The following is a 16,006-nucleotide window of genomic DNA, read 5'->3' on the forward strand; positions in this document are numbered from 1 at the left end:
AGGGAAGCGGGAATTGCAGGGTGCAATCTCTGTAACAAGCGTAGCGGGTTTACTTACACGTTCCGATTAAGAATTGTACAACCAAACCAGTTGACGCCTGAATTGGGCAGTTAATGACCTTTTTACCCTACCAGCGTTTAAATTTGTGATCAACTTCACATATGAATTTCGTTAAACACTCATCAATGTAACTGATTATTTACACATGATTTACAGAGAAGATTTCCTCGACCATGGCCTCCACCAGACGTTGTGCTGAACAGAGCCGTGGCATCCCTACCGCGACAGTTTGCCAACGTTGGGTCACCGACCAGCAAACGGGCTGTTTATCTGCATCGGACCACTTACCCAACCAACCTAAAAAGTCAGCATGATCCCCACCGCTTAGAGCTGTGGGTGATGTGAACCACTGGTGGTAATAATGACGAGTAGTCGGTGCCGCGTTGATACTTTCAGCCAGATATTGCGTCGCTTTATACGCGCAAATCACCAAGCAACAACGCTGCCGCTTGCGGACTTCCCAGACGGCAGGCATCGCCAAACGCCCCCCAACGCAGTCTTCCAGAACGATGAAACAACGTCCAGGCAGCGACCAACTGTCATACGCACCGGCATGCCAGCGAGTAAAAATTTGCTCGCTCTGTTCGCCCGCCTGCACCAGCAACCCTCGTTGCGTTAAGGCTTTTTCCTTCCAGTGACAACGGGCTGAAAACCACTCATATAAAGCGGTAATTTGCTGCTGGAGTTCCGGGAAAGCGGATTGTGGGCGGAGATCCCTTTTTTGCAGTAACGCCAGATATTGTGCGATCTGTGTCAACGCCAGATGACCGGGGTCAAGCATTGCCGCCAGTTTTTCCACCAATGCCAGGCGTAGACTAAGCGGCGCATTTAACATTCCGGCATTCGCCCACGTCTGAAGCTGTGTGCGAGCAAGGATCTCCTGCATCAGTCGTTCACGAAACTGCTGCTGATGGGCTTGCGGATGACGGGTATCATCGCCCAGCGCCAGATCCACTAAAAAGCGGGGATGAACCGACTCCAGCACGCGACCGGGGCCGTCCAGTAACGTCTTTGTCAAAACTGTTCTGCCGTGAAAAGAGTTTGAATATCATCGCGTAACAACTGAGAGTCCGTATAAATCCAGCCGTGCGTTGTTGCAGTCTGCTGCAATTGCTGCTGCATAATTTTCACCACGGATTCATTTTGCTGTCGCAAAGCCAGACTTTCGCGTAAACGCGTGTGTAATTCCGTCAAACATACAGCGAAATCAGCGAAAAATGTGCTCATTCCTGCCGTGACAGAATCATCGACCTGAACCGCTAAAACTTTAGCCATTTGTTGGCAATAGAGGTCAATTTCTTCGGTTAACGTACGTTGTAGCACACTGTAATCAACGGTCTTCGTCGGGGATTTCTCACTACTCCGTCCCCAGTCTGGTTGATTCAACCAGCGCGAGAAAGTCTCACGTACAACACCTAAACGGGTGACCTGCTCATCCGGTATTTCCTGGAGTGATATTGCATCGCTGAATAGCTGGCGAGTATTGAAGTGGGGAACCACGCTGCGAAAAACAGGAAACTCAAATCCAGGGCGAAACCCAGACTCACTCAATGCCACTTTAACCTGTTGTTCAATGGGACGAATAACATCGGTTAGTACCCGGCAAAGGGTTGATTCCAGTTCAGCAAAACGCAGCGTGAAATCCCGGCTGATTTGGGTCTGTGCCGTCTGTAACAGTGTCTCGCAGCGAGTACGAATCTCGCTTAATGGCCACGAATCATGTTGAAACAGCACGGCTAACTGGGCATTCACCTGCTCTTGCTGCTGACGCAAAAAGTCGTTGGCTGATGCCAGAGCAAGTTCTATTTCATGTTGAATCTCACCGCTCACCTGCGTCTGATTGAGTTGCAATAGCTGCAAATTTTCTTCGAGTTGGTGGATATTTTGCCGCAATAGCTCGCAGGCGACAGTCAGGCCGTGGGCGCGAAAATCAAGGTACTCCCGCGCCTGCTGGGCGTAATTCAACAATTTATGCGAGGCAGAACGCAGAGCGTACAACGACGCGTTGGCATACGCGGCATGAAACAACGCCTGCACCGGCTGTTCGAATAACGAGTCTTCCCACAATTGCTCAACTGCATGGCGAATATGGTCGATATCCTCCAGATCCGCGTTACACCAGCGCCTGCCGAGCGCCGCATGAGCGAAATCCTCCACCCAGCGTTGCTGTTGAGGATCGGGCAACCTGCCGCTGCTAGCTAACTCATGGCGCGCCCGATTCGCCAAATAGCCCCACATCGACGATACCGGAAATATCTGCCCTGGCGTAACACAGCCTTTCATCAACGTCCCGGAAATCAGCGCCCGCACCTGTTCGGCATCGTCGCTGTTACGATCCTGCTGATCGAATTTATTGACCAATACATACAGCGGTACTGACTTGCCGACGGCCATAACCGCCGCGCGCACCTCTTCATCGGAGATCGATTTCAGTTGCGTATAATCCATCACCGCCAGCACCGCAGAAGCACGCGCCAGCTGCTCATTAAGCATTTTTGCAGATGTGGTTGCCCGGCTTCGTTTGGCCCGGGAGTATCCAGTAATGTTAACTGCCCCGGATAACTTTCCAGCCCCGCCAGATGGACGAACTCCACTTCAATCACCGGAATATGTTCAATGGCGGCGTAAGCAGAAAAAGGAAAATCAACGTCCAGCGCTTTCGCCATGCGCACCAAATCATTCAAACTTTTCAGACAATGAAAAATAGGCTGGGCGCCCAGGTAATATTTTTCGAAAGCGACGCCATTTTCGATCCGCTGCATAAGTGCACGCATATCTTTATCTATTTCCAGCAGATCGGTCAGATGCTTAATATCGTAATCACGCAGGCGCTGTTGTAATTGTTGGATTAAACGGTCAATTGGCGCGACATGTGAAAAATGCAGCACGGGTTCTTTTTGCCCCGGCGTATGGCGAATAAGCGTTGGCAGCGCAGTCATAGGGCGATTGCGATTAGGAAGAACTTCTGTGCCAACAATGGCATTAATGGTGGTTGATTTCCCTGCTTTCATAGTGCCGACAATCGCCAGCACCATTTCCAGACGGGAAATTTTACGCAGCTCATTATTCAGCATCGCGTGGCGCTCGACGATATTATGCTGACTCCAGGGTAAAGTCAGAGGCGGCGCCACTTCTCCAGGTACAGTGAGAGGCATTTTTTCCAGTAACTGCAACTGTTGTCGGGAAAGCAGTAACAGACGTTCCGCCTCCTGACTTAACTCATATATTGTCTGTGTGCACATGGAAAGTTCTTCCTTAAAGCAAATTTTATTACTTTTATTTAGCCAGATCGTTTTTTAGTTCTGTTTTCGGCTTTTATAATTACTGCGGGAAATAATTTATATTTAATTTGTTGTTTTTATTAGAATGACGAAGTCTCTTCCGACACGTTTAAAAGTCAGAAAGATAAAAAACAATTAAATTAAAAAAAGAACAAGAATAAAGTTAACCTTATCTCAAATAATAAACTGAGGCAAAAAGATTATTTTTTTTTGCCTTCTCTTTCAAATGAAAACGATCGTCGTCTAAAATCAGCAGTACCCCCGACAAACTCAGGGATTTTGTGTATAATTGCGGCCTTTTTCGGCAATCTGCCGTTTTTTGGCGCTTTTGCCCCGCTGACTTTTGAGGAAATCCACATGTCATTACCACACTGCCCAAAATGCAACTCCGAATACACTTACGAAGATAACGGCATGTACATCTGCCCGGAATGTGCCTACGAATGGAACGACGCAGAACCTGCACAGGAAAGTGACGAGCTGATCGTTAAAGATGCTAACGGCAACCTGCTGGCTGACGGCGACAGCGTTACCATCATTAAAGATCTGAAGGTGAAAGGTAGCTCTTCGATGCTGAAGATCGGCACCAAAGTGAAAAACATCCGCCTGGTTGAAGGCGACCATAACATCGATTGCAAAATCGACGGTTTTGGTCCGATGAAACTGAAATCTGAGTTTGTGAAAAAGAACTGATTGTATTGCTCAATGTAATGTTGGCACATGATCGGTAGATCCGTAGGCCGGATAAGGCGTTTACGCCGCATCCGGCAACGGTGCCAGATGCCTGATGCGACGCTGACCGCGTCTTATCAGGCTTCCCTCTCATCTGTACAAATTTCGAACTACACTTAACTGGCTTCTCTTAACTGAGGTCACCATCATGCCGTTAAGTCCCTACCTCTCTTTTGCCGGTAACTGTGCCGACGCAATTGCTTATTATCAACGCACATTGGGCGCGGAACTGCTCTATAAAATCAGCTTCGGCGAAATGCCGAAATCAGCGCAGGACAGCGCCGAGAACTGCCCTTCCGGGATGCAATTTCCCGATACCGCCATCGCCCATGCTAACGTGCGTATTGCCGGAAGCGATATCATGATGAGCGATGCCATGCCGTCAGGAAAAGCCAGCTACTCCGGCTTTACGCTGGTGCTCGATTCGCAACAGGTCGAAGAAGGAAAACGCTGGTTTGATAACCTTGCAGCTAACGGAAAAATCGAAATGGACTGGCAGGAAACTTTCTGGGCGCATGGCTTCGGCAAAGTCACCGATAAATTTGGCGTGCCGTGGATGATTAATGTCGTTAAACAACAACCAACGCAATAACCCGCCGGGAGGCCCGCCCTCCCGCACTGTCATCGAATTCCCGTTAACTCTTCATCTGTTAGTCACTTTTAATTAACCAAATCGTCACAATAATCCGCCACGATGGAGCCACTTTTTTAGGGAGGCTGCATCATGCAAACGATTATCCGTGTCGAGAAGCTCGCCAAAACCTTCAATCAGCATCAGGCGCTGCACGCGGTTGATCTGAACATTCATCATGGTGAAATGGTGGCTCTGCTTGGGCCGTCCGGTTCTGGCAAATCCACCCTTTTACGTCACTTAAGCGGTTTGATTACCGGCGATAAATCTGTCGGTAGCCATATCGAGCTGCTGGGCCGCACTGTCCAGCGCGAAGGCCGTCTGGCCCGCGATATCCGCAAAAGCCGCGCCCATACCGGCTACATCTTCCAACAATTCAACCTCGTGAATCGCCTGAGCGTACTGGAAAACGTGCTGATTGGCGCGCTCGGCAGCACGCCGTTCTGGCGCACCTGTTTTAGCTGGTTCACCCGCGAGCAGAAACAACGCGCGTTACAGGCGCTGACCCGCGTTGGCATGGTGCATTTTGCCCATCAACGCGTTTCCACCCTATCCGGCGGACAGCAGCAGCGTGTGGCGATTGCCCGCGCGCTGATGCAGCAGGCGAAGGTGATTCTGGCGGACGAACCGATCGCCTCGCTGGACCCGGAATCCGCCCGCATCGTGATGGACACCCTGCGCGACATCAATCAGAACGACGGCATCACCGTGGTCGTCACGCTGCATCAGGTGGATTACGCCCTGCGCTACTGCGAACGCATCGTCGCGCTGCGCCAGGGGCACGTCTTCTACGACGGCAGCAGCCAACAGTTTGATAACGAACGTTTTGACCATCTCTACCGCAGCATTAATCGCATCGAAGAGAACGCGAAAGCTGCCTGACATCCCCATCATTGAGGAAAACGAATGAACGCTAAGATAATTGCCTCGCTGGCCTTCACCAGCATGTTCAGCCTCAGCACCCTGTTAAGCCCGGCGCATGCCGAAGAGCAGGAAAAGGCGCTGAATTTCGGCATTATTTCAACGGAATCACAGCAAAACCTGAAACCGCAATGGACGCCATTCTTACAGGATATGGAGAAGAAGCTGGGCGTGAAGGTCAACGCCTTCTTTGCCCCGGACTACGCGGGCATTATCCAGGGGATGCGCTTCAATAAAGTGGATATCGCCTGGTACGGCAACCTGTCGGCAATGGAAGCGGTGGATCGCGCCAACGGCCAGGTCTTCGCCCAGACGGTCGCGGCGGATGGATCGCCGGGTTACTGGAGCGTGTTGATCGTCAACAAAGACAGCCCGATCAATAACCTGAACGATCTGCTGGCGAAGCGGAAAGATCTCACCTTCGGCAATGGCGATCCTAACTCCACCTCTGGCTTCCTCGTCCCCGGTTACTACGTCTTTGCCAAAAACAATATCTCCGCCAGCGACTTCAAGCGCACCGTCAACGCCGGGCATGAAACCAATGCTCTCGCCGTCGCCAACAAGCAGGTGGATGTGGCGACAAACAACACCGAAAACCTCGACAAGCTGAAAACCTCCGCGCCGGAGAAGCTGAAAGAACTGAAAGTGATCTGGAAGTCGCCACTGATCCCAGGCGATCCGATCGTCTGGCGCAAAAATCTTTCCGAAACCACCAAAGACAAGATCTACGACTTCTTTATGAATTACGGCAAAACGCCGGAAGAGAAAGCGGTGCTGGAGCGCCTGGGCTGGGCACCGTTTCGCGCCTCCAGCGACCTGCAACTGGTGCCGATTCGCCAGCTCGCGCTGTTTAAAGAGATGCAAAGCGTGAAAGGCAATAAAGGGTTGAATGAGCAGGACAAGCTGGCAAAAACCACCGCCATTCAGGCGCAGCTGGATGACCTGGACCGCCTGAACAACGCGTTAAGCGCGATGAGTTCGGTGAGTAAAGCGGTGCAATAAATCGTAAGTCGGATAAGACGCCGCGGCGTCGCATCCGACAATGTGCAGACGTTGATGCCGGATGCGGTGCAAGCACCTTATCCGGCCTATAGACCGGAGCCAAACATGCAAACCATCACCATCGCCCCACCCAAGCGCAGCTGGTTCTCGCTTCTGAGCTGGGCCGTTGTTCTCGCCGTGCTGGTCGTCTCGTGGCAGGGCGCGGAAATGGCACCGCTCACGCTGATTAAAGACGGCGGCAACATGGCGACGTTCGCCGCCGACTTCTTCCCGCCCGATTTCAGCCAGTGGCAAGATTACCTCACCGAAATGGCCGTCACGCTGCAAATCGCCGTCTGGGGCACCGCGCTGGCGGTGGTTCTCTCCATCCCCTTCGGCCTGATGAGCGCTGAAAACCTGGTGCCGTGGTGGGTTTACCAGCCCGTTCGCCGCCTGATGGACGCCTGCCGCGCCATTAACGAAATGGTCTTCGCCATGCTGTTCGTGGTCGCCGTCGGCCTCGGCCCGTTCGCTGGCGTGCTGGCGCTGTTTATCCACACCACCGGCGTGCTCTCCAAACTGCTTTCCGAAGCGGTGGAAGCGATTGAACCCGGCCCGGTGGAAGGCATTCGCGCCACCGGTGCCAACAAGCTGGAAGAGATCCTCTACGGCGTGCTGCCACAGGTGATGCCGCTGCTGATCTCCTACTCCCTCTATCGCTTCGAATCCAACGTCCGCTCGGCGACCGTCGTCGGCATGGTCGGCGCTGGCGGGATTGGCGTCACCCTGTGGGAAGCGATTCGCGGTTTCCAGTTCCAGCAAACCTGCGCCCTGATGGTGCTGATTATCGTCACGGTCAGCCTGCTGGATTTCCTCTCTCAACGGTTGCGTAAGCACTTTATCTGATTAGCGAGGCATTGATAGCTATGCACTTGTCTACACATCCGACCAGCTACCCAACACGCTATCAGGAGATAGCCGCAAAACTTGAGCAGGAGCTTCGTCAACACTACCGCTGCGGCGACTATCTTCCCGCCGAGCAGCAACTGGCGGCGCGCTTTGAGGTGAATCGCCACACCCTGCGCCGCGCCATCGACCAACTGGTGGAGAAAGGCTGGGTACAGCGCCGTCAGGGCGTCGGCGTGCTGGTGCTGATGCGCCCGTTCGATTACCCGCTCAACGCCCAGGCGCGTTTTAGCCAGAACCTGCTGGACCAGGGCAGCCACCCCACCAGCGAAAAACTGCTGTCGGTGCTGCGCCCCGCCTCCGGTCACGTCGCTGACGCGCTGGGGATAACCGAGGGGGAGAACGTCATCCACCTGCGTACCCTGCGTCGGGTCAACGGCGTCGCGCTCTGTTTAATCGACCACTACTTTGCGGACCTCACCCTCTGGCCGACGCTGCAACGCTTCGACAGCGGCTCGCTGCACGATTTTCTGCGCGAGCAAACGGGGATTGCGCTGCGCCGCTGCCAGACGCGGATCAGCGCCCGCCGCGCCCAGGCCAAAGAGTGCCAGCGTCTTGAAATCCCGAATATGTCGCCGCTGCTGTGCGTGCGCACCCTTAACCACCGTGACGGTGAAAGCAGCCCGGCGGAGTACTCCGTCAGCCTGACGCGCGCCGACATGATTGAATTCACTATGGAGCACTGAATGCACGCAGATACCGCGACCCGCCAGCACTGGATGTCCGTACTGGCGCACAGCCAACCGGCTGAACTGGCAGCCCGCCTGAACGCGCTGAACATCACCGCCGACTATGACGTTATCCGCGCCGCCGAAACCGGCCTGGTGCAGATTCAGGCGCGGATGGGCGGCACCGGCGATCGTTTTTTGCCGGCGACGCCACGCTCACCCGCGCCGCCGTACGCCTGACTGACGGCACGTTCGGCTACAGCTGGGTGCTGGGGCGTGATAAACAGCACGCCGAACGCTGTGCGCTGATTGACGCACTGATGCAGCAATCTCGCCACTTTCAAAACTTATCAGAAACCCTTATTGCCCCGCTGGATGCTGACCGTATGGCACGCATTGCCGCACGCCAGGCCGAAGTGAACGCCAGCCGAGTCGACTTCTTTACGATGGTTCGCGGAGACAACGCATGACCCTGGAAACCGCTTTTATGCTTCCCGTGCAGGATGCCCAGCACAGTTTTCGTCGCCTGTTAAAGGCCATGAGCGAGCCGGGCGTGATTGTCGCCCTGCATCAGCTCAAGCGCGGCTGGCAGCCGCTGAATATCGCCACCACCAGCGTGCTGCTGACGCTGGCCGATAACGACACGCCGGTGTGGCTTTCCGCGCCATTAAGTAACGATATCGTCAGCCAGAGCCTGCGTTTTCATACCAACGCGCCGCTGGTCAATCAACCGGAACAGGCGACCTTCGCGGTGACGGATGAGGCGATTTCCAGCGAACAGCTCAACGCTCTTTCCAGCGGCACCGCCGTTGCGCCGGAAGCGGGCGCGACGCTGATTTTACAAGTCGCCAGCCTGAGCGGCGGGCGCATGCTGCGCCTTACCGGCGCGGGTATTGCCGAAGAACGAATGATCGCCCCGCAGCTGCCAGAGTGCATTCTGCACGAACTCACCGAGCGCCCGCACCCGTTCCCGCTCGGCATCGACCTGATCCTGACCTGCGGCGAGCGCCTGCTGGCTATCCCGCGAACCACTCATGTGGAGGTGTGCTGATGTACGTTGCCGTGAAAGGGGGCGAAAAGGCGATCGACGCCGCCCACGCCCTGCAGGAAAGCCGACGCCGGGGCAATACCGATTTGCCTGAACTGAGCGTCGCCCAGATTGAACAGCAGCTTAATCTCGCGGTAGATCGCGTGATGACCGAAGGCGGCGTTGCCGACCGCGAACTGGCGGCGCTGGCGCTGAAACAGGCCAGCGGCGATAACGTCGAAGCAATTTTCCTGCTGCGCGCCTACCGCACCACGCTGGCGAAACTGGCGGTGAGCGAGCCGCTCGACACCACCGGGATGCGTCTCGAACGACGTATTTCGGCAGTTTATAAAGACATTCCCGGCGGCCAGCTGCTTGGCCCGACCTACGACTACACCCATCGCCTGCTCGATTTCACCCTGCTGGCAAACGGTGAAACGCCGACGCTGACCACCGCCGACAGCGAACAACAGCCGTCGCCGCACGTTTTCAGCCTGCTGGCGCGTCAGGGGCTGGCGAAGTTTGAAGAAGATAGCGGCGCACAGCCGGACGACATCACCCGCACGCCGCCGGTTTACCCCTGCTCACGCTCTTCCCGTTTGCAGCAGTTAATGCGCGGCGACGAAGGCTATTTGCTGGCGCTGGCCTACTCCACCCAGCGCGGTTACGGGCGCAATCACCCGTTCGCGGGCGAAATCCGCAGCGGCTATATCGACGTGTCGATTGTGCCGGAAGAGCTGGGATTTGCGGTGAACGTCGGCGAACTGCTGATGACCGAATGTGAAATGGTCAACGGTTTTATCGACCCGCCGGATGAGCCGCCGCACTTCACGCGCGGCTACGGGCTGGTTTTTGGCATGAGCGAACGTAAAGCGATGGCGATGGCGCTGGTTGACCGCGCTCTGCAAGCCCCGGAATACGGCGAGCACGCGACAGGCCCGGCGCAGGATGAAGAGTTCGTGCTGGCGCATGCCGACAACGTCGAAGCCGCAGGCTTTGTCTCGCACCTCAAACTCCCGCACTACGTCGATTTCCAGGCTGAACTGGAGCTACTCAAACGTCTGCAACAGGAGCAGAACCATGGCTAATCTGAGCGGCTACAACTTTGCGTACCTCGACGAGCAGACCAAACGCATGATCCGCCGCGCCATCTTAAAAGCGGTGGCGATCCCCGGTTATCAGGTGCCGTTTGGCGGGCGTGAAATGCCGATGCCCTACGGCTGGGGAACCGGCGGCATTCAGCTTACAGCCAGCGTGATTGGCGAAAGCGACGTGTTGAAGGTGATTGACCAGGGCGCGGATGACACCACCAACGCCGTGTCGATTCGCAACTTCTTTAAGCGCGTGACCGGGGTAAATACCACCGAACGCACGGATGATGCGACGCTTATCCAGACGCGCCACCGCATCCCCGAAACGCCGCTGACCGAAGATCAGATCATTATCTTCCAGGTGCCAATCCCGGAACCACTGCGCTTTATCGAGCCGCGCGAAACGGAAACCCGCACCATGCACGCGCTGGAGGAGTACGGCGTGATGCAGGTGAAGCTGTATGAAGATATCGCCCGCTTCGGTCATATCGCCACTACCTACGCCTATCCGGTGAAAGTAAACGGTCGCTACGTGATGGACCCGTCGCCGATCCCGAAATTCGATAACCCGAAAATGGACATGATGCCCGCCCTGCAGCTGTTCGGCGCGGGGCGTGAGAAGCGTATCTATGCGGTGCCGCCGTTTACCCGCGTGGAAAGCCTCGATTTCGACGATCACCCGTTCACCGTCCAGCAGTGGGATGAGCCGTGCGCCATCTGCGGATCGACCCACAGCTATCTTGATGAAGTGGTGCTGGATGACGCCGGAAACCGCATGTTTGTCTGCTCCGATACCGATTATTGCCGCCAACAGAGCGAGGCGAAAAGCCAATGAATCAACCGTTACTTTCGGTCAATAACCTGACCCACCTTTACGCGCCGGGCAAAGGCTTTAGCGATGTCTCTTTTGATTTATGGCCGGGGGAAGTGCTGGGCATTGTCGGGGAGTCCGGCTCCGGGAAGACCACGCTGCTGAAATCAATCTCCGCCCGCCTGACGCCGCAACAGGGGGAGATTTACTACGAGAACCGTTCCCTCTATGGCATGAGCGAAGCCGACCGCCGTCGCCTGCTGCGCACCGAATGGGGCGTGGTGCATCAGCATCCGCTCGACGGCCTGCGCCGCCAGGTGTCGGCAGGCGGCAATATCGGCGAGCGGCTGATGGCAACCGGGGCGCGTCATTACGGCGACATTCGCACCACCGCGCAGAAGTGGCTGGAAGAGGTGGAGATTCCCGCCAACCGTATCGACGACCTGCCAACCACCTTTTCCGGCGGCATGCAGCAGCGTTTGCAGATTGCCCGCAACCTGGTGACGCATCCGAAGCTGGTGTTTATGGATGAACCGACCGGCGGGCTGGATGTGTCGGTGCAGGCGCGCCTGCTCGATCTGCTGCGCGGTCTGGTGGTGGAGCTGAATCTGGCAGTGGTGATTGTCACCCATGATCTGGGCGTTGCCCGCCTGCTGGCGGACCGTTTGCTGGTGATGAAGCAGGGGCAAGTGGTGGAGAGTGGGTTAACCGACCGCGTGCTCGACGACCCGCATCACCCGTATACCCAATTGCTGGTGTCATCGGTTTTGCAGAATTGAGCCGGTGCCGGATGCGGCGTAAACGCCTTATCCGGCCTACAAATGCATTCCCCATAGGTCGGATAAGACGCATCAGCGTCGCATCCGACACCCGAACCACGAGGCGAAAAATGATTAACGTACAAAACGTCAGTAAAACCTTCATCCTGCACCAACAAAACGGCGTGCGCCTGCCCGTCCTACAACGCGCCTCACTCACCGTCAACGCAGGCGAATGCGTGGTGCTCCACGGCCATTCCGGCAGCGGCAAATCAACCCTGCTGCGCTCGCTGTACGCTAACTATCTGCCCGACGAAGGGCAAATTCAGATCAAACACGGTGATGAATGGGTTGACCTGGTCACCGCGCCAGCACGCAAAGTGGTGGAAATCCGCAAGACCACCGTCGGCTGGGTGAGCCAGTTTCTGCGCGTCATCCCGCGTATTTCGGCGCTGGAAGTGGTGATGCAGCCGCTGCTCGATATCGGCGTACCGCGTGAAGCCTGCGCCGCTAAAGCCGCGCGTCTGCTCACGCGCCTGAACGTGCCGGAACGCCTGTGGCACCTTGCGCCATCGACCTTCTCCGGCGGCGAACAACAGCGCGTCAACATCGCCCGCGGCTTTATCGTCGACTACCCCATTCTGCTGCTCGACGAACCTACCGCCTCGCTGGACGCCAAAAACAGCGCCGCCGTAGTGGAACTGATCCGCGAAGCCAAAGCCCGTGGCGCGGCCATCGTCGGCATCTTCCATGACGAAGCTGTACGTAATGACGTCGCCGACCGCCTGCACCCAATGGGAGCCTCTTCATGATTATCAATAACGTTAAGCTGGTGCTGGAAAACGAAGTGGTGCACGGTTCGCTGGAAGTACAGGATGGCGAAATCCGCGCCTTTGCCGAAAGCCAGAGCCGCCTGCCAGAAGCGATGGACGGCGAAGGCGGCTGGCTGCTGCCGGGGCTGATTGAGCTGCATACCGACAACCTCGATAAATTCTTCACCCCGCGCCCGAAAGTTGACTGGCCCGCCCATTCAGCGATGAGCAGCCACGACGCGCTGATGGTGGCGAGCGGCATCACTACCGTGCTGGACGCCGTGGCGATTGGCGACGTGCGCGACGGCGGCGATCGGCTGGAGAATCTGGAGAAGATGATCAACGCCATCGAAGAGACGCAGAAACGCGGCGTCAACCGCGCCGAGCACCGTCTGCACCTGCGCTGCGACTGCCGCATCACACTACGCTGCCGCTGTTTGAAAAACTGGTGCAGCGCGAGCCGGTCACGCTGGTGTCGCTGATGGACCACTCACCGGGCCAGCGCCAGTTCGCCAACCGCGAGAAGTATCGCGAATATTATCAGGGCAAATACTCGCTCACCGATGCGCAGATGCAGCAGTATGAAGAGGAGCAGCTGGCGCTTGCCGCACGCTGGTCGCAGCCGAATCGCGAAACCATCGCCGCCCTGTGCCGCGCCCGACAAATTGCGCTCGCCAGCCACGATGACGCCACGCAAGCCCACGTTGCCGAATCCCACCAGCTTGGCAGCGTGATCGCCGAATTTCCCACCACCTTCGAAGCGGCGGAAGCTTCGCGCAAGCATGGCATGAACGTACTGATGGGCGCGCCCAATATCGTGCGCGGCGGTTCGCACTCCGGCAACGTGGCGGCCAGTGAACTGGCACAGCTTGGCCTGCTGGATATCCTCTCTTCCGACTACTACCCCGCCAGCCTGCTGGATGCGGCGTTCCGCGTCGCCGATGACCAGAGCAACCGCTTCACGTTGCCGCAGGCGGTGAAGCTGGTGACCAAAAAACCGGCCCAGGCGCTGAATCTTCAGGATCGCGGGGTGATTGGCGAGGGCAAACGCGCCGACCTGGTGCTGGCGCATCGCAAGGGCAATCACATTCACATCGACCACGTCTGGCGTCAGGGGAAAAGGGTGTTTTGATGATGGGAAAACTGATTTGGTTGATGGGGCCGTCCGGCTCCGGGAAAGATAGCCTGCTGGCGGAACTCCGCCTGCGGGAACAAACTCAGTTACTGGTGGCGCATCGCTACATCACGCGCGATGCCAGCGCCGGAAGCGAAAATCATATCGCCCTGAGCGAGCAGGAGTTTTTTCCCGCGCGGGGCAGCAACTCTTCGCGTTAAGCTGGCATGCCAACAGCTACTATTACGGTGTCGGGCTGGAGATCGACCTCTGGCTGCACGCCGGATTCGACGTGGTGGTCAACGGCTCACGTGCACATTTGCCGCAGGCGCGGGCGCGCTATGAATCGGCGCTGCTGCCCATCTGTTTACAGGTTTCGCCGGAGATCCTCCGCCAACGCCTCGAAAACCGTGGCCGTGAAAACGCCGGTGAAATTAACGCCCGCCTGGCGCGCGCCGCCCGCTATACTCCGCAGGATTGCCATACGCTCAATAATGACGGCAGCCTGCGCCAGTCGGTCGACACGCTGCTGACGCTGATCCATCAGAAGGAGAAACACCATGCCTGCTTGTGAGCTTCGCCCGGCCACGCAGTACGATACCGACGCGGTTTACGCGCTGATATGTGAGCTAAAACAGGCGGAGTTTGACCATCACGCGTTTCGCGTGGGCTTTAACGCCAATCTGCGCGACCCGAACATGCGCTACCATCTGGCGCTGCTGGATGGCGAAGTTGTCGGCATGATCGGCCTGCATTTGCAGTTTCATCTGCATCATGTCAACTGGATCGGCGAAATTCAGGAACTGGTGGTGATGCCGCAGGCGCGCGGTTTGAACGTGGGTAGCAAGTTGCTGGCATGGGCAGAAGAAGAAGCCCGCCAGGCCGGGGCCGAAATGACCGAGCTTTCCACCAACGTCAAGCGCCACGACGCGCACCGTTTCTATCTGCGCGAAGGCTACGAGCAGAGCCACTTCCGCTTCACGAAGGCGCTATAACATGAGCCTGACCCTCACGCTCACCGGCACTGGCGGCGCACAGGGCGTTCCGGCATGGGGCTGCGAGTGCGCGGCCTGCGTCAGAGCGCGGCGCTCGCCGCAGTATCGCCGCCAGCCATGTAGCGGCGTAGTGAAGTTTAACGAGGCGATCACCCTGATCGACGCCGGGCGGCACGATCTCACCGATCGCTGGTCGCCCGGATCGTTCCAGCAGTTTTTGCTGACGCACTACCATATGGATCACGTCCAGGGGCTGTTTCCGCTGCGCTGGGGCGTGGGCGATTCGATCCCGGTCTACGGCCCGCCGGATGAACAGGGCTGCGACGATCTGTTTAAACATCCGGGGCTGCTTGATTTCAGCCACACGGTGGAACCGTTTGTGGTGTTTGATTTGCAGGGGTTGCAGGTCACGCCCCTGCCGCTCAACCACTCAAAACTCACTTTCGGCTATTTACTGGAAACGGCGCATAGCCGGGTGGCGTGGCTGTCTGACACCGCTGGCCTGCCGGAAAAAACGCTGAAATTTTTACGCAATAGCCAGCCGCAAGTGATGGTGATTGATTGCAGCCATCCGCCGCGCGAGGATGCGCCGCGTAATCACTGCGATTTAAACACCGTGCTGGCGCTGAATGAGGTTATCCGCTCGCCGCGCGTGATTCTGACGCACATCAGCCACCAATTTGATGCGTGGCTGATGGAGAACGCGCTGCCGTCAGGGTTTGAGGCCGGGTTTGATGGGATGGAGATTGGGGTAGCATGATAGGGTTGGTCATGTGCGCCGCTGCCCCCCTCACCGCTCATACTCATCTTCCATTCTCCGCTCTTCATCTTCCAGTTGCCGACGCTCCTGATCAAGCTGGCGCTGGCGATCGTCCAGCTGCCTGCGACGATCTTCAAACTGGCGGTGGCGGTCGTCATATTGTCTGCGCCGATCGTCGCTCACTTCACGCTGCCAGCCGTCGTCGCGCGAATCTTCATAGTCTCGTCCACGGTCAGGGTTATAAGCGTCGTTAATCGCCTGCTGAATATTGCCAATGGTGTCGTCGATAATATCGGCCTGAGCCGGAACGGTGGACAGCGTGAGCAGGGTGAAAAGAAAGAGCGTGGAGTAAGGTTTCATAAGCCAGTCTCTGCAATGGACTGGCTTAACGTTAGTTG

The 16,006-nt window shown here is 56.7% G+C and carries 14 protein-coding genes and 5 pseudogenes; 16 read left to right on the forward strand and 3 right to left on the reverse strand.

From position 1 onward, the window contains the following. Positions 1 to 199 precede the first annotated feature (199 nt). A pseudogene (locus CRI63_RS07950) lies at positions 200 to 1,078 on the reverse strand (diguanylate cyclase regulator RdcB family protein). Next, positions 1,075 to 3,302: pseudogene (gene crfC, locus CRI63_RS07955) on the reverse strand (clamp-binding protein CrfC). Before crfC ends, CRI63_RS07950 begins: the two co-directional pseudogenes overlap by 4 nt. Positions 3,303 to 3,698: 396 nt before the next feature. On the opposite strand from crfC, the gene CRI63_RS07960 reads away from it, so the two are divergent. The 16 genes and pseudogenes from CRI63_RS07960 (at position 3,699) to phnP (ending at position 15,608) form a co-directional block, all read left to right on the forward strand. Beyond that, a complete protein-coding gene (locus tag CRI63_RS07960) occupies positions 3,699 to 4,034 on the forward strand; it encodes a zinc ribbon domain-containing protein YjdM (protein WP_001300891.1) in 336 nt (111 codons plus the stop codon). Positions 4,035 to 4,221: 187 nt separating this feature from the next. Continuing rightward, entirely contained in the window at positions 4,222 to 4,665 is a 444-nt protein-coding gene (gene yjdN / locus CRI63_RS07965) for a VOC family metalloprotein YjdN (protein ID WP_135519140.1), read from the forward strand. Positions 4,666 to 4,797: 132 nt separating this feature from the next. After that, positions 4,798 to 5,586, forward strand: a complete 789-nt coding sequence (gene phnC / locus CRI63_RS07970; protein ID WP_112043037.1) for a phosphonate ABC transporter ATP-binding protein — start codon at positions 4,798 to 4,800, stop codon at positions 5,584 to 5,586. A gap of 24 nt (positions 5,587 to 5,610) precedes the next feature. Next, entirely contained in the window at positions 5,611 to 6,627 is a 1,017-nt protein-coding gene (gene phnD / locus CRI63_RS07975; RefSeq protein ID WP_135490061.1) for a phosphonate ABC transporter substrate-binding protein, read from the forward strand. A gap of 105 nt (positions 6,628 to 6,732) precedes the next feature. Continuing rightward, entirely contained in the window at positions 6,733 to 7,512 is a 780-nt protein-coding gene (gene phnE / locus CRI63_RS07980; protein WP_001193500.1) for a phosphonate ABC transporter, permease protein PhnE, read from the forward strand. Between the two features lie 20 nt (positions 7,513 to 7,532). Beyond that, positions 7,533 to 8,258, forward strand: coding sequence for a phosphonate metabolism transcriptional regulator PhnF (gene phnF / locus CRI63_RS07985; protein ID WP_135519142.1), 726 nt, complete (start codon positions 7,533 to 7,535; stop codon positions 8,256 to 8,258). A gap of 33 nt (positions 8,259 to 8,291) precedes the next feature. Beyond that, positions 8,292 to 8,710, forward strand: a pseudogene (phnG, locus tag CRI63_RS07990) (phosphonate C-P lyase system protein PhnG). Next, positions 8,707 to 9,291: a phosphonate C-P lyase system protein PhnH gene (gene phnH / locus CRI63_RS07995; protein ID WP_107236291.1), complete on the forward strand. Its 585-nt coding sequence runs from the start codon at positions 8,707 to 8,709 to the stop codon at positions 9,289 to 9,291. Before phnG ends, phnH begins: the two are co-directional and overlap by 4 nt. Next, a complete protein-coding gene (gene phnI, locus CRI63_RS08000; protein ID WP_135519145.1) occupies positions 9,291 to 10,355 on the forward strand; it encodes an alpha-D-ribose 1-methylphosphonate 5-triphosphate synthase subunit PhnI in 1,065 nt (354 codons plus the stop codon). The genes phnH and phnI overlap by 1 nt, the downstream gene beginning before the upstream one ends. Further along, positions 10,348 to 11,193, forward strand: coding sequence for an alpha-D-ribose 1-methylphosphonate 5-phosphate C-P-lyase PhnJ (phnJ, locus tag CRI63_RS08005; protein WP_000002284.1), 846 nt, complete (start codon positions 10,348 to 10,350; stop codon positions 11,191 to 11,193). Before phnI ends, phnJ begins: the two co-directional genes overlap by 8 nt. Then, positions 11,190 to 11,948 carry a phosphonate C-P lyase system protein PhnK gene (gene phnK / locus CRI63_RS08010; RefSeq protein ID WP_135519147.1) on the forward strand — a complete coding sequence of 253 codons (759 nt, stop codon included), beginning with the start codon at positions 11,190 to 11,192 and terminating at the stop codon, positions 11,946 to 11,948. Before phnJ ends, phnK begins: the two co-directional genes overlap by 4 nt. A gap of 110 nt (positions 11,949 to 12,058) precedes the next feature. Beyond that, positions 12,059 to 12,739 (forward strand): phosphonate C-P lyase system protein PhnL, encoded by a 681-nt coding sequence (gene phnL / locus CRI63_RS08015; RefSeq protein ID WP_135519150.1) that lies wholly within the window; start codon positions 12,059 to 12,061, stop codon positions 12,737 to 12,739. After that, positions 12,736 to 13,871, forward strand: a pseudogene (phnM, locus tag CRI63_RS08020) (alpha-D-ribose 1-methylphosphonate 5-triphosphate diphosphatase). Before phnL ends, phnM begins: the two are co-directional and overlap by 4 nt. Beyond that, positions 13,871 to 14,427 (forward strand): annotated as a pseudogene (phnN, locus tag CRI63_RS08025) (ribose 1,5-bisphosphokinase). Before phnM ends, phnN begins: the two co-directional pseudogenes overlap by 1 nt. Further along, the gene (gene phnO, locus CRI63_RS08030) at positions 14,414 to 14,848 is read left to right on the forward strand and encodes an aminoalkylphosphonate N-acetyltransferase (RefSeq protein ID WP_001110490.1); all 435 of its coding nucleotides are present in this window, start codon (positions 14,414 to 14,416) and stop codon (positions 14,846 to 14,848) included. The pseudogene phnN and the gene phnO overlap by 14 nt, the downstream one beginning before the upstream one ends. Position 14,849: 1 nt before the next feature. After that, positions 14,850 to 15,608 carry a phosphonate metabolism protein PhnP gene (phnP, locus tag CRI63_RS08035; protein ID WP_135519152.1) on the forward strand — a complete coding sequence of 253 codons (759 nt, stop codon included), beginning with the start codon at positions 14,850 to 14,852 and terminating at the stop codon, positions 15,606 to 15,608. Between the two features lie 30 nt (positions 15,609 to 15,638). On the opposite strand, the gene yjdP is transcribed toward phnP, so the two are convergent. After that, positions 15,639 to 15,968 carry a DDRRRQL repeat protein YjdP gene (gene yjdP, locus CRI63_RS08040; RefSeq protein ID WP_130215636.1) on the reverse strand — a complete coding sequence of 110 codons (330 nt, stop codon included), beginning with the start codon at positions 15,966 to 15,968 and terminating at the stop codon, positions 15,639 to 15,641. Positions 15,969 to 16,006 lie beyond the last annotated feature (38 nt).

This window comes from Escherichia sp. E2661, assembly GCF_004745185.1.
In the GTDB taxonomy this organism is placed as follows: Bacteria; Pseudomonadota; Gammaproteobacteria; order Enterobacterales; family Enterobacteriaceae; genus Escherichia.